This window comes from Prevotella sp. oral taxon 299 str. F0039, assembly GCF_000163055.2.
Classification (GTDB): Bacteria; Bacteroidota; Bacteroidia; order Bacteroidales; family Bacteroidaceae; genus Prevotella.
In genome coordinates this window covers 307,988-322,704 of record NC_022111.1, presented here as the reverse complement: position 1 = coordinate 322,704, position 14,717 = coordinate 307,988, and the positions used below count along the sequence as shown (strand labels likewise).

Annotated in this window: 10 protein-coding genes; 8 read left to right on the top strand and 2 right to left on the bottom strand. The window is 37.0% G+C overall.

The features are described 5' to 3' along the window. The first annotated feature begins 6 nt into the window (after positions 1-6). The 8 genes from HMPREF0669_RS04175 (at position 7) to HMPREF0669_RS04140 (ending at position 11,041) form a co-directional block, all read left to right on the top strand. The gene (locus HMPREF0669_RS04175; protein ID WP_009227270.1) at positions 7-621 is read left to right on the top strand and encodes a hypothetical protein; all 615 of its coding nucleotides are present in this window, start codon (positions 7-9) and stop codon (positions 619-621) included. Next, positions 618-1,865 carry a DUF4350 domain-containing protein gene (locus HMPREF0669_RS04170; protein ID WP_009227269.1) on the top strand — a complete coding sequence of 416 codons (1,248 nt, stop codon included), beginning with the start codon at positions 618-620 and terminating at the stop codon, positions 1,863-1,865. Before HMPREF0669_RS04175 ends, HMPREF0669_RS04170 begins: the two co-directional genes overlap by 4 nt. 2 nt (positions 1,866-1,867) lie before the next feature. Then, positions 1,868-2,842: a MoxR family ATPase gene (locus HMPREF0669_RS04165; RefSeq protein ID WP_009227268.1), complete on the top strand. Its 975-nt coding sequence runs from the start codon at positions 1,868-1,870 to the stop codon at positions 2,840-2,842. A gap of 188 nt (positions 2,843-3,030) precedes the next feature. Next, positions 3,031-4,344: a DUF58 domain-containing protein gene (locus HMPREF0669_RS04160; RefSeq protein WP_009227267.1), complete on the top strand. Its 1,314-nt coding sequence runs from the start codon at positions 3,031-3,033 to the stop codon at positions 4,342-4,344. Between the two features lie 112 nt (positions 4,345-4,456). Then, entirely contained in the window at positions 4,457-5,863 is a 1,407-nt protein-coding gene (locus HMPREF0669_RS04155; RefSeq protein WP_009227266.1) for a C1 family peptidase, read from the top strand. A 411-nt stretch (positions 5,864-6,274) separates the two neighbouring features. Further along, complete coding sequence (locus HMPREF0669_RS04150) at positions 6,275-6,676, top strand: FMN-binding protein (RefSeq protein ID WP_009227265.1); 402 nt, start codon at positions 6,275-6,277, stop codon at positions 6,674-6,676. A 23-nt stretch (positions 6,677-6,699) separates the two neighbouring features. Next, positions 6,700-9,423: a SusC/RagA family TonB-linked outer membrane protein gene (locus HMPREF0669_RS04145; protein ID WP_020967158.1), complete on the top strand. Its 2,724-nt coding sequence runs from the start codon at positions 6,700-6,702 to the stop codon at positions 9,421-9,423. A gap of 19 nt (positions 9,424-9,442) precedes the next feature. Further along, the gene (locus HMPREF0669_RS04140; protein WP_009227263.1) at positions 9,443-11,041 is read left to right on the top strand and encodes a RagB/SusD family nutrient uptake outer membrane protein; all 1,599 of its coding nucleotides are present in this window, start codon (positions 9,443-9,445) and stop codon (positions 11,039-11,041) included. A 122-nt stretch (positions 11,042-11,163) separates the two neighbouring features. Here the strand turns inward: HMPREF0669_RS04140 and HMPREF0669_RS04135 are convergent, their stop codons facing one another. Together HMPREF0669_RS04135 and HMPREF0669_RS04130 are read right to left on the bottom strand one after the other, a co-directional pair. Continuing rightward, positions 11,164-13,998 carry a putative LPS assembly protein LptD gene (locus HMPREF0669_RS04135; RefSeq protein WP_020967157.1) on the bottom strand — a complete coding sequence of 945 codons (2,835 nt, stop codon included), beginning with the start codon at positions 13,996-13,998 and terminating at the stop codon, positions 11,164-11,166. A gap of 151 nt (positions 13,999-14,149) precedes the next feature. Then, on the bottom strand, positions 14,150-14,686 hold the full coding sequence (locus HMPREF0669_RS04130; protein ID WP_009227261.1) for an HDIG domain-containing metalloprotein: 537 nt from the start codon (positions 14,684-14,686) through the stop codon (positions 14,150-14,152). Between the last annotated feature and the right edge of the window lie 31 nt (positions 14,687-14,717).

Here is a 14,717-nt window from a genome sequence, read left to right as displayed (position 1 = left end):
ATTAAAATGAATTATAATCCCATAGATACTCTAAGGATAGATACAGCTATTATTCAGCATTTTAATGATGATAAAAACTTTCATTACATTGCTGAAAAAGCACGAGAAACCACCTCTTTCGATATACTTTCCGACAACTTAGGTGATATCCTCGAAAAGTTTTTCAATGCATTAATACCTACTCAAGAGATAAGAGACTTTGTTTTATATACCTTTGGCTTTGTTTTTATAGTCATAGTATGCTTTGCTATCTACCGAAAAATCCCTCATCTCTTTTCATTTAACAAGAAAATGCAGGTAGATGACGCCCTAAAAGAAGAAAACATTCAAACAACTGACTTTGAAAAAGAAATTAGCTTGGCTCGCCAAAACAATGATCTCAATCGTTTAACACTGCTCATCTATTTGCAAACTCTGTATCTATTGAGCAAGGAAGAACGCATTCTTTGGTTGCCAAACAAAACAGTTAAGCAATATACTTACGAGGTAAAGATGAGTGAATTCAATTATATGACATCGCAATTTATGAAGATTCGCTATGGAAAATATAACGCCGACGAATCTACTTGCAGTGAGATGGAAAGATATCAATCTATTATTTTGAAAGGAAAAGCAAAATGAAAGGACGCACAATTCTTATTATCACCATCGTTGTCATAGTTATTTTAAGTGCATTTGCCATTCTTATTCAACCCGTAAGACACGATTGGTATCCCTCATATTCATATAATAACAAAGAACCTTTGGGGTGTTTTGCATTCGATAGTATTATGAAATCAACTCTAAAAAAAAGCTATTCGGTGCAGAATTTAACCTTTAGTGAATTGAAAACATCGAAAGCATACAAGACAAATAACCTTCTTTACACCAATGAAGACTTTTATGTTTCAGACATAGAAGCCGACGCTTTATTTGAAATTGTAAGGAAAGGAGTCCACATTATGGTTGCAGGTAACTACTTTAGGATATACTCTGAGAAGGATTCTGTATTGATAGACACAAAGCAATTAGATGATTATCTAGACCTAGAGTATGTCATTGGCAGTGATGATCCAAACAATTTCATACCTGCAACATGGATAAATACAAATAAAGGATATAGCAAAGAGGTCTTTGATTTATACAGTGCAGTAGCCGCAAACACGCTAATTGTAGACTCAACTCAAGCTATTCCACTTGCAGAAATAACGGTAGTAAAAGACAGTAGCGTTGAAACTCAAGAGCTAATAGCCGCTACTATTCCTTTAGGAAAGGGTAAAATCACCTTCGTTAGCACCCCTATTGTATTCACAAATGTGGGCGTTCTCGACCCTCATACCAATGTTTATTTACACCGTTTGATGGCACAAATAAGCGATAAACCTATCATTCGTATCGACAGAACCATGGCAGCTAAAGAAACAACAGAGCCTTCTATTCTTAGTTATATTACAGAAAAGCCTGGTCTTAAAACTGCTTTCGCATTACTGATAATCACTGGTTTGGTGCTTTTAGTGATGCTTGCACGTCGCAAACAGCACATCATTCCAATCATAAGAGAGCCAAGAAACGCTTCAATTATGTTTGCAAAGCAACTCGGAAACCTATATAAACGAGACAAATCAACAAACGAAGTCATCTTAAAACGATATCAAGCGTTTATCGAAGATGTGTATAAAGCCACCTTCATTCATCTTGAAGACACCGAAGATGATAGCAAAAACTTTGCAGCTTTAGCATCAAGAACAGGCTTAGAGCTATCGTTTATTGAGGAAACAATAAAGGAATTGCGTTTCATTTCGATGCTTTCATATAACATTTCTGAAACAGATATGATCAAACATCTCAAGAATATCAATAAAATAACAAATAAATTATCATTATAAATATGAGTGAAATACAAAGAGAAAGATTAGACCTTACGGGCTTTTCAAATAAGATTGCAGAACTAAAAAGTGCAATTTCTAAAACGATTGTAGGCCAAGAGCAAGTTGTTGACTTATTACTTGCATCTTTAGTGTGCGACGGACACGTTCTAATTGAAGGTGTTCCAGGAGTTGCTAAAACCCTTCTTGCAAAACTAATGGCACGCCTTGTTGACGCAAAGTTTAGCAGAATACAGTTCACACCCGACCTTATGCCAAGTGATGTGTTAGGTACTACGGTGTTTAACATGCAGACTTCAACTTTCGATTTCCATAAAGGTCCAGCCTTTGCAAACATCATTTTGGCCGATGAAATAAACAGAGCACCAGCTAAAACACAAGCAGCTTTGTTCGAAGTGATGGAAGAACGCCAGGCAACTATCGACGGACAATCTTATAAAATGGACGAGATTTATAGCATTTTTGCCACTCAAAACCCTGTAGAACAAGAGGGAACATACAAGCTTCCTGAAGCTCAATTAGACCGTTTCCTTGTGAAAATACAGATGAACTACCCCAACATTGAGGAGGAAGTTGAAATTCTTATAAGACATAATGAAAAGACTAACATCACAAAGGTTCAAGATATTCAACCCATCATCACTCCAAAAGAGTTGCTCGAACTTCGTTCTTTGCTTCAAAAAGTATATATCGAACCAAGTCTTTTAAGATATATTGCTGCCATTGTGCAACAAACTCGTAACAGCAAAGCCATCTATTTAGGTGCATCTCCACGTGCTTCTGTGGGCATTATGCAACTCTCTAAGGCCATAGCAATATTGGAAGGAAGAGATTATATCACTCCAGATGACATCAAATATTGCGCACCTTACGTACTTGCTCACCGTATCTTGCTCACCGCAGAGGCAGAAATGGAAGGCTACACCAGCACCAAAATCATTCAACGACTTGTTGAAAAGATCGAAGTGCCTAAGTAATTGATTCTTAAAAGAATATCTCTTTCAAAATAAAAACATTGCTTTTCATTCACAAAAGCAGTGCTTTTACGATGCAAAAAGATAGCTATTGCAATGCAAAAGAATAGCTTTTAAGATTCAAAAGAATATGTAATTAAAATGCTCTGCATTCTAATCTGATTTAACAGACGATAAAAATAGAATCTATAATGTTTCTAACACTCCGCTTTTACATAGCAATGGGAATCATCATTGTGATGTTTTCTCTCAGTTACTCACTGCCATGGTTATTCAATATATCATGGTTCACGCTGCTTGCACTAATTGGTTTCATACTAATCGATTTCGTTTCACTCTACTATAAAAAAGCAATTAAGGCACAGCGAAAGTGTAACAACAGATTTTCGAATGGAGATGAGAATAAAGTTGTTATCGAAATAGAGAACAAATACATCTTTCCCGTTAGCATAGAGGTGATCGATGAAATACCAGTTGTATTTCAACGACGAGACGTTTTGTTTAAAATTAAGATTAAAAAGGAAGAAACAAAAGACCTTGTTTATCACTTAAAGCCTTTTAAAAGAGGTGCTTATCAGTTCGATGTAATACATGCTTACACTTCAAGTCCAATCGGATTAATTCAAAGAGGCTACCATTTTAAGCAGGTTGAAACCATAAAAGTGTATCCATCTTACAAGCAATTGCATCAATATGAGCTAATGGCTATCAACAATAGGATAACAGACCAAGGCATAAAGCGTATTAGAAAGATTGGAAACAACACAGATTTCGAGCACATTAAAGAGTATGTTAAGGGCGACGAGTATCGCTCTATGAACTGGAAAGCATCGGCAAGACGTGGCCAACTGATGGTGAATGTCTATCAAGACGAGCGTTCTCAAAGCATATTTAATGTGATTGACAAAGGTAGAGTGATGCAACAAGCATTCGAAAAGATGACTCTTTTAGACTATGCTATCAACGCTTCACTAGTGCTTTCGTATATTGCTATGAACAAAGACGATAAAGTTGGACTCATAACTTTCGACAAAGAGGTGAACACTTTCTTACCTGCTACCAAGAAAAAGACGCAGATGCAAGAAATACAAGAACGTCTTTACAACGAAAAGAACACCTTTGGTGAGAGCGATTTCTCGAACCTTTGTATCGGAGTTAACCGATTGGTGAACAAAAGAAGCTTGTTTATTCTCTACACCAACTTCATCAATCTCTCGTCGTTACAACGCCAATTACCTTATATTATACAGCTTGCTCAACACCATCGAGTGCTTGTTGTGTTCTTTGAAGATAACGAAATGATAGACCAATCCAAAGAAACTCCAACCGACGTGCAAGGATATTACACTCAAGCAATGCTGTATAAGGGTATTCAAGAGAAGCATTCTTTGGTTACACACCTAAAGAATCACGGTGTACTTACATTGCTCACCTCTCCTGATAAACTAACAGCTGATGTCATAAACAAATATCTTGACATCAAACAAAGAAACATGTTAACATAATATAGTATTGTTTTCGGCAAACAACGGCTTTGCAATAAGAATGTAATTACAAACTCATTAAATGTAAAAAAAAAGTCGTAAGTTTGCATAAAACAAACATTTTAACGATAATATGAATAAGAAACAACTATTTTTAGGTATCCTTATGACCATTACCACAACAGCTAATGCACAGCAAAAGAATGGCGGAATTAGCGCAGATATGCTACAACAAATAAGCAAAGGCAGTGTTTCTGCCAACCAAAACAAAGCTTTATACAACGCACTTACAGCTAATTCTATTGATAATCTCGCTAAGAATCATGCTAATTCGGGTAAGGTTGACACCTACTTTAGCGTAGAAACACCCAAACAAAACATTCATAATCAAAAGAGTAGTGGTAGATGTTGGATGTTTACAGGTTTGAATGTGCTAAGAGCTAACTTTGCAAAAGCACACAACGACACCCTTTCTGTAGAATATTCTCATAGCTATCTCTTCTTTTATGACCAGTTAGAGAAAGCTAATCTCATGCTTCAAGGAGCAATTAACACAGCAAATAAGCCTTTAGATCATAACGATGTTACTTTCTTTTTCAAACATCCTATCAACGATGGAGGTACCTTTTGCGGTGTAGCAGACCTCGTTGAGAAGTATGGTTTAGTACCTATGAGCGTGGTTCCAGAGACTTATTCGTCTGAAAACACAAGTAGAATGGCTCGTATTATCTCTTCTAAATTGCGTGAATATGGCTTAGAACTACGCCAAATGGTAGCTAACAAGAAGAAAGATAGCGACATCCAAAAACGTAAAACCGAAATGCTTAGCAAGATATACTATATCTTAAGCATGACACTTGGTGAGCCAATTAAAGAATTTAACTATGCTTTCACCAACAAAGAGGGCAAAACTGTAACCCCAACTAAGAAGTATACACCACAAAGTTTCTATCAAGAAACAGTTGGAAAGCAGCTTAATGGCTCGTTTATTATGGTGATGAACGACCCAAGACACCCTTATTATAAGACTTATGAGATTGACTTAGATCGCCATACATACGACGGTCATAACTGGAAATACCTCAACTTGCCTATGGAAGACATTGCTAATTTGGCAATTGCATCATTAAAAGACGGCAGAAAAATGTACTCAAGCTATGACGTTGGCAAGCAAATGGACAAAGAAAGAGGCTTCTTAGACCCTAAAAACTACGACTATGCTACTTTGTTCGACACATCATTTAAGATGAATAAAGCACAAAGAATCTCTACATTTGACAGCGGAAGCACGCACGCAATGACGCTAACAGCAGTGGATTTAGATGCTAACGGAAAGCCAACAAAATGGAAAGTTGAAAACAGTTGGGGAACAGATAATGCACAAAAAGGTTACTTAATTATGACAAATGATTGGTTTAACGAATATATGTTCCGCCTTGTTGTAAACAAAAAGTATGTTCCTGAGAACCTACTTAAGATGGAAGCACAAAAACCTATCATGCTTACATATGACGATCCTTTGTTTTCTATAGACGATTAATTTTATATTTTGATCATAAACAAAAAGTAATTTTGTTCTCAAAACAATGTATTCGAAATTGGGGTAGACTCTTTTTAGAGTCTGCCTTTTTTGTTTTTGTATAACAAACTCATCGCCTTCATTATCAGTACCCTCTACCACTCTATTCTAAAAGCATTGTTATTGCACACTAAAAGCAATGTTTTTACACCCCAATATCAATGCTATTGTGACATAAAAGCAGTGATATTGGAAGTCTTAAAAACTTCTTTTAGAATATAAAGACAAAAATATCACCTTAAAAAACTCCTTCAACTACACAATTATTTATATCTTTGTAAAGGATAACTTTTATTGTTTTCCTTTGTACCATCATTGAAAGTCAAATGAATTAGAGGTACAAGATGTTTTTGTATTATAATGTTTTAAACAATGAAAAGAAAGTATTTTAGTTTAATTTTAGGCGCAAGTTTCGCCCTATTCTCACTCACTTTGATGAGTGCATCAACCGAAGATCAGGTAATAACAAAAGAAAACGGAGTGACTATCGTTAACACTACCAGTTTAACAAAAGACGTAAAAGGATTTAAAGGTGCAACACCTGTAAAGATTTTCATCAAGAAAAACAAGGTAATAAAGGTAGAAGCCCTTCCCAATAAAGAAACTCCTAAGTTCTTTGCACGCTTAAAAGACCTCTTAACTGCATGGGACGGAAAGAGCGTAAGCAAAGCAAGTAAAACCGAACCTGATGCTGTTAGCGGCGCAACTTACTCGTCAAACGCAGTTATAAAGAATGTCCAAACAGGCTTAAAATATTACCAAGATAATAAATAATTCACTCTTTAAAATCTTCTTAAATGCTATTATTTCGTTCCATCTCTACTCTTTCACTCCTCACTTATTGCACAATAGCATTGAGTAATGGGGATTATAGTTCGGTAGGATCTATCAATCCTACAAAACACAAGCGTAAAAAAGTAGTGACTAAGACGACTTATAGCATTAAGAAGCTTAAAAATGAAAGTTTCGATAAGCGTTTTATTGCCGCCCCATTAGATATTCTTCGTGGTAAAGTTCCAGGTGTAAACATTGCCCACAGCGGTGCAGAACGCCTCGCAATGCTCAATAGTGTGCGTGTTAGAGGAACCACTTCGGTAACTGCAGGCAATGATCCTTTGGTGATTATCGATGGTGTTTCGAGCGATCTTGCATCACTTTCAACCATTTATCCCGCTGATATTGCCTCGTTCACCATATTGAAAAACGCCTCAGAAACAGCCATTTATGGTTCAAGAGGTGCATCGGGTGTGATTTTAGTAACAACAAAAAAGGGTGCAGCAGGAAAGTTTAAGATTTCATACGACACCAATATAGGCGTTGAACACACTACTTCTGAGATTGAAGTTTTAAACGGATCACAATATATTTCCACAGCCAAAGCACTCAATCAGTTTGCTATTGACGGCGGATATAACACCAACTTTCAAAAAGAAATTACTCGAATTGGACTCATACAGAACCACCATCTTGCCTTTAGTGGAGGTGTTGATGAATCGAACTATCGTGCTTCTGTGAGCTATTCGGGACACGAAATGGTTGTAAAGAACAACAACTATAACAATTTAACAGCTAAATTCGACCTTAACCAAAAAGCGTTCGACAACGTACTAACCATTAATTTAGGCGTGTTTGGCTCGTCTACGTCTGCCAAAAACCTTGCAGACATACGCAAACTCATTTATTCTTCTATTGCACAAAATCCCACTTATCCTGCGCATCGCAATGCTTCTGGGGGCTGGGATCTTAACTCTGGGGCCTCACAAATACCTCCTCCACTTGCATATAACAGCATTCAAGACCACGAAAATGGTATTAATTTCATCACACATATCAACTTTGACGTGGCAGTTGCACAACCTTTGCATCTAAAACTATTCAGCTCGTATGCCTTTAACAGCTTAGAACACAACCAATATTTCCCTCTTGCAACCGAAGCACAAGGTAAAGCGTATCGACAAGAACGCAAAACAGAAGACTGGTTGATTAATTTTGCAGCACAATTCCATCAAAAATGGGGCGCACATGTATTAGATTTAGAGGCTCAAACCGAATATCAAAAGAGCACAAGAACGGCTTTTAACACCACAGTTAAGGGATTTATGAATGACGAATGGGGCTATAATAACCTCGGAGCAGGCTCTATTCACCCTCAAGAAGGCACCTTTAGCAGTTATGCAAGTCCGTCTTTACTATCGTTTTTGCTTACTTCTAAATACAAACTACTCAATACCTACACTTTAAGTGCAACCCTCAGAGCAGATGGTTCGTCGCTTGTTTCACCCAAAAACCGCTGGGGTTTCTTCCCTTCTGTTGCGCTCGAATGGGATATAAAGAGAGAACCTTGGCTAAGATACAATCGTGTTATTAACGCATTAACACTCAAAACGAGTTATGGTATGAGTGGAAACTTAGGTGGAATACAATCGTATAACGCTCAATTTGCGCAGCTTCCTGCTGGAGTTGTGCCCTATTTGGGAGTTCCAACCATTACTCTTGGACACTTAAAGAATATCAATCCCGATTTAAAATGGGAGAACAAAAACTCTTTTAACATTGGATTTGAAACAGCATTGTGGCAGAATAAGCTTGTATTCACAGCCGAATACTATTATTCTAAGACCCGAAACATGCTTTATAACTATCAAGTTAGCGTGCCACCATTCGTTTATAACACGCTATTAGCAAACATTGGTAGCATGAGTAACAGCGGTTTTGAGTTGGGATTAGGTCTCACTCCTATTGAGACAAAAGACCTATCGCTCAATATTAACTTGAATGTTGCTTTCCAAAAGAATAAACTTTTATCACTAAGTGGTACCTATAGAGGTGAAAATTTATCATCACCTAACGTCACTCCGATAGCTTCTTTGGATGGAGCAGGATTCCATGGAGGGCAAAATAACATTGTATATCAAATCGTAGGGCAACCTCTTGGCGTGTTTTATCTACCTCATTCAAAGGGATTAGCAACCAATCAAGATGGCTCAAAGCGATATAATATCGTCGACTTAGATAACAATAACGATATAAACATTGAAGATGGAGGAGATAGATACATTGCAGGTCAAGCAATTCCCAAAGCAACTTTGGGTTCAAACATCAGTATTCGTTACAAAAACTGGGACGCATCGCTCCAAATGAATGGTGCTTTTGGCCATAAAATCTACAACGCAACGGCTTTAAGTATGATGAATATGAGCAGCTTTCCTGATTATAATGTAATGAGAAAAGCACCCGAAATGAACATAAAAGACCAAAGAGCCACCGACTATTGGCTTGAAAAAGGCGACTATCTCAACTTCGATTATCTTACATTGGGCTATAATTTCGATATAAAAAATAAGTTTATTAGCGCACTTCGACTATCACTTAGCGTGAATAATTTAGCCACCATAACCAGTTATAGTGGTGTTTCGCCAATGATAAATAGCTTTATTGTAGGCAAAACACTTGGTATTGAAGATAAAAACACTTATCCAACCTATCGTAGTTATTCAATAAGTGTGGGTATTCAGTTCTAACTTTTAAACAAAACCAATAATGATTATAAAGAAGAAAAAAGCCCTTTGGGCATCTATTGGCGCAACAGCTGCAATGTCGTTGTTATTGAGTTCTTGCTTATCAGAGCCCATGAAAGACCGCATTTCGCCCGAAGATAGCTACAACAACCCCACCCGTTTATATCTCAACACAGTGGGAACACTCTATAATTACATTGGCGGAAACGAAGATAGCAACGGACTTCAGGGCACATATAGAGGTGTTTACGATTATAATACCTTTACAAGTGATGAGGCAATTATACCTATTCGAGGGGGAGATTGGTATGATGGAGGCTTTTGGGAGCGTCTTTTTACACAACAATGGAACGAAAAAGATCGCGAACTTTATGCCACTTGGTGCTATCTCTACAAAGTGGTTATGCTCTGTAATCAATCGTCTGAGGCTCTAAAAGCACATAAAGCAGTGCTCACCGACGAACAATTTCAAAGCTATAACGCTGAAATTAGAGCGTTAAGAGCGATGTATTATTTCTATCTTTTGGATATGTTTGGCAACATTCCTTTAGTTACTTCTACCTCGTTAAAGGTGAATGAGGTGACCAAAACGCCCCGAAATGAGGTCTTTTCGTTTGTGTTTAAAGAGCTACAAGAGGCTAGTAAGCATCTTGCTAACGAACATTCGAACTACGAAGGTGCCTATTATGGTAGAATAACCAAGCCTGTTGCGCATTTCTTATTGGCTAAATTGGCTCTAAATGCAGAGGTTTATACTTGCAATAATCCTGGAAGGGAGGCAAGAAAGAATGGAGCTTCGATTTATTTTGATGTTGAAGGAAGTAAGAAGAACGCATGGGAAACCACTCAATATTATTGCAACGAGATAACCAAAGCAGGTTATTCCCTCGAAAGTAGCTATGCTTCGAACTTTAAGGTGTATAACGAAACATCTAAAGAAAATATCTTTACCATTCCAATGGATAAGAATAAATATGCTAATCAGTTTCAATATTTATTCAGATCACGCAACTACAACCATGGAAGAGCATTGGGATTAGGTGCTGAGAATGGTGCTTGCGCCACTGTTTCTACGGTAAAAGCATTTGGATATGGCACCACTTCGGTGGATCCACGCTACGAATTGAACTTCTATTCGGATACAGTTAAGGTAGACAATAAGGTCGTTCGCAACGAAGATGGCACACCTTTAATTTATCTTCCACTTGCTGTTGAACTAAATTTAACCTACTCTCCCTATGTAAAAAATGCAGGGGCGAGAATGAGGAAATACGAAATAGACCGCAAAGCATACTCTGATGGTAAGCTACAAGACAACGATATCGTTCTATTTAGATATGCTGATGTACTGTTGATGCAGGCTGAAGCCAAGGTGAGAAATGGTGAATCGGGCGATAATGAACTGAATATTGTGCGTCAAAGAGTGGGTGCCTCGAATAGAAAAGCTACACTTGAAAACATCTTAAATGAACGACTTATGGAATTGATGTGGGAAGGTTGGCGTCGTTCTGACCTCATTCGATTCAATAAATTCAATAAAGATACAACAGGAAAGAGTGAAGATAAGACGCTATTTCCTATCCCTTACGAAGCTAAAGAGCTGAATCCAAACTTAAAATAAGACATAAAAATGGTAGACTAAAGTGTCATTACACTCGTCTACCATTCTTTATATTATTCAATTCGATTTAACTTATTTGTAATTGCATTGCTATTTCGCTATAATTAGATTACTTTCAAACTTTAATACCATTGCACAGCATTGGTGTATCCACTCCGCTTGTCGTATTTCAAGGCATCTGTTAGCGTTGAAGCATTACATCTGAAACTGAAATTATAGCTGGTATAAGGTGCTAAAACCACAGAACAACTCATATTAAAACAATGTAGGTCACGTTGAAGAGATGCAGTTGTCATACTCAAAGCGTGGTTTTCAAAGTCGTAACCCGATGAGAAACTGATATTCCAACCTTCGCTTAAGCGCAAACTACCACTGACATTTAATGTTTGAGAGAACTTATATGGATAGCGCATTGTTTTGGTATTGAAGCGACCTGAGGTGTTTTCACGCATTGTTATACCATAACCAAAGGTTAAAGACCATGGCATTGAGAATTTCATATATCCATCGTTATCGGTCTCAGCCTTTGCATTTTGCTCTTCACCTCTCAGCTTTCGCTGACCTTTTACTAAGTTCTCGTCAACATTACTCTCGATATCTGTGTCGATACCATCATCGTCTTGTTTCTTCTTCAAACCCTTTTTATCATCAGTATCGCTATTACCTCCAAAAAGTTTCTTTATCTTTTCAGGCGTTAAAGTATAAGAGAAGTTCTGCGACATACCTTGAAATCTACCTAAACGACCTTTTCCCCATTCTGTATGAGTACCGATATAAGGATTTCCAGAGGCATCAAGTTCATAAGCATAAGTAGCAAATACGGCATTCATGTTAAAGGTATAGCTCTTCCACCACTTAAGTCTTATATTCATACTAAGGTCACTCCAAGGTCTATCTTTTGCCGCCATATTATACGACATCGATAATCCAAAGGCATCAATAATACTGATTTTCTTCACACCTGTTGTGTCTTTATCGCTCTTTACCTTCATTTCAATGTTGTTATCTAGGCTCATTGAAATGCTTCCTGTGCGTCCATGTCCTGGTACTCCATAGATATTATTTTGAAATGGCGAATATTCTACCAAGCTAACATTACCAGCAGCATCGGTTTTTTGATAGGTTTGATAATACCCATAACGTGCAGAACCAAAGTCTGGAGAATAGTTTAAGCTCACAGAAGGAGTGACAACGTGGCGAATAGCACGTATTTTATCTCCAAAGATCTTTCTGTTTGGCACATAAAATCCATATAATTTAGTTGCCATACTTAAACTCATGCTCCAATTATAGATATTATGAAATCCATAAGTTGTGTCTGCCACTTCCTTTTGTGTTACTGCATTCCAAGAACGAGTGACCTTATTTGTATACATTCGGTCGACAAAGTTAAAGGAAGGATTAATATTAATGAATTTAAATAAGGTAAAATTAGCATTGATTGGAATATTATGCTGTATTCCATTACGCCAGTCTTTGATCAAAGAAGAATTAAAAAGACGTTCTTCTTTCGTTGCTATAGAGTTAGACATCTGCCCTGTATAACTCATAGCAATCTTCTCGTACCAACGTTCTTTGCCTACAGCATGCTTTCGTTTGAAAGGATAAAAACGACTAATACTAACGTTAAAGTCGGGCAATGTCACAGCTATCGATGAGTCACGCATATTCTGTGATAAGTTCATGGTACTGCTTAAGGTCATTCCAATACTTGAGAATGAAGTGCCCCAACTAACAGATGAGGTACGAGTACTTTGCGATAATGTTTGCGGATTGTATAAACTATTGAGGTTATTCCTTTCATAACTTGATGAAGCAAAATTGACACTTGCCGATAAGTTGCTAAAAGGATTGGCCTTACTATCTTGTCTATGACTCCATTGAACTTTGTAACTCTTTTGTCTTGTGTAGTCGGGTAGTCCCTTATCTCCTGTTTTTGTGTCTTGATAAGCCACCAAAACATTTCCGCTATACTTATATCTTTTGTTGTAATTACTTGCTGCAGAGATTCCCCAAGAGCCTTTTGTATAAATCTCTCCTAATAATTTTAGATCCCATTTGTCGCTCGCAGCAAAATAATATCCACCATCTCTTAAATAAAATCCACGAGTACTTTCGTCTCCATAAGTAGGCATAATGAAACCACTTGAATAGCTTTTGGAAAAGGGAAAGAATCCATAAGGAATGGCAAGGGGCAACGGAACGTCGGCAACAACAAGATAAGCAGGTCCGAACACAACGTCTTTTCCTGTGCGAACCTTAGCTCTTGACAAGGAAATATAAAAGTCGGGACAATCCTTATCACATGTAGTATAACGTCCATGTTCAAGATAGATATCCCCTTTCTCGTCACGTTTTGCTATTTTACTACTTAAGAAACCTTCTTGTTGCTTTGTATGTACATTAGAAATGAGTCCTTTTTTTGTTTTAAAATTAAATGCAATGGTGTCGTTATTATAGGTGTCTGAGCCCATTTTGAAGATAGGAGTTCCTTTAAGTTTGGAGTTCGTTGTGTCGGCATACACACCAGTTGCATGCACCAAACTACTATCTAAGCTCATGTTTATCTTTTCACTTGTGAGGTCCATCTCTTCATATTTCACCTGAGAAGTACCATAAAGATAGGCTTTTTTAGTGTAAGCATCGTAAACCAGTGAGTCGTTTGCTTGATAACTGACAGGAGCATCTATTCCTGTTGCTTTAGTTTTATTAATAGAATCTAAGCGAACAGAATCGTCAATATGTTTATTATATTTATATATTGCTCGTTGCAACGAATCTAAAGCCGATGTATCCGTTGATGAAATAAGCGGTAATGCTAGCTTATTACTATCTTTTAGCGATATTGTATCTTGCTTTTTATGTTGCCCTTTACGTTTCTGAACAACAAAAGAGTTACCTGCAAGTATGCAAGTAACAACCAACAAGAATATTAGAATTAAAAACTTTGACCTCATTATACCGCAAAATTACTTATTATATAGCACATATATCCTATATTTTTCATTTTTAACGTTCTACAGATGTTTTGCGAATAAAACTTTTATTTATCACTCTTCCTTTGGAATGATTCATTATCTACGTACACAAAAGAAAATAAAAGATATCTTATTTGAAGATTTCGTGCCACGAACAAAAGCGTTCTATACCATCATCTCCAAACTTCTTTAAACTTCGAAGTGCCTCTTCGAAAGTCTTTGTTTTATCTAATTTAGTTTTAGAAAAGAACTTATCGGCATAACAAACGAGCTTTTCTTCGATGCTTTCTGGACAAAAATCTAGAAGCGGAAGAGGCAAGTTATTTTCTTGTATCTGCTGTTTTGTTATCCCTGCACCTGTATGTCGCTCACAAACTCGAGCATGTTGAGGAAACGATTCCTTTCTTAATATATCTGCACCAATACGTCCATGTAAGATATAAGGATGAGAACCAAAACATTCTATACCACTCGCATCGCATTGAAAGATACCAATATCATGTAACATTGCTGCTTCTTCAACAAAAGAAGCATCGATGTTTAGTTCGGGGTGTCGTGTAATTACAGCTAAAGCAAAGTCGGCAACCTCCCTACTATGGATCATTAAGATATTCTTTAGCTTATTTTCTGTTGGATAATATTTATCTATTATTCTTTGATAATCCATTTACCTGCGTTATATCTATTCTCTAAATATA

Bases quoted from the DNA above. Each gene is read 5' to 3' on its own strand.
- HMPREF0669_RS04160 (WP_009227267.1), top strand. From the start codon at position 3,031: ATGTTTCTAACACTCCGCTTTTACATAGCAATGGGAATCATCATTGTG.
- HMPREF0669_RS04150 (WP_009227265.1), top strand. From the start codon at position 6,275: ATGAAAAGAAAGTATTTTAGTTTAATTTTAGGCGCAAGTTTCGCCCTA.
- HMPREF0669_RS04140 (WP_009227263.1), top strand. From the start codon at position 9,443: ATGATTATAAAGAAGAAAAAAGCCCTTTGGGCATCTATTGGCGCAACA.
- HMPREF0669_RS04145 (WP_020967158.1), top strand. From the start codon at position 6,700: ATGCTATTATTTCGTTCCATCTCTACTCTTTCACTCCTCACTTATTGC.
- HMPREF0669_RS04135 (WP_020967157.1), bottom strand. From the start codon at position 13,998: ATGAGGTCAAAGTTTTTAATTCTAATATTCTTGTTGGTTGTTACTTGC.
- HMPREF0669_RS04165 (WP_009227268.1), top strand. From the start codon at position 1,868: ATGAGTGAAATACAAAGAGAAAGATTAGACCTTACGGGCTTTTCAAAT.
- HMPREF0669_RS04175 (WP_009227270.1), top strand. From the start codon at position 7: ATGAATTATAATCCCATAGATACTCTAAGGATAGATACAGCTATTATT.
- HMPREF0669_RS04170 (WP_009227269.1), top strand. From the start codon at position 618: ATGAAAGGACGCACAATTCTTATTATCACCATCGTTGTCATAGTTATT.
- HMPREF0669_RS04130 (WP_009227261.1), bottom strand. From the start codon at position 14,686: ATGGATTATCAAAGAATAATAGATAAATATTATCCAACAGAAAATAAG.
- HMPREF0669_RS04155 (WP_009227266.1), top strand. From the start codon at position 4,457: ATGAATAAGAAACAACTATTTTTAGGTATCCTTATGACCATTACCACA.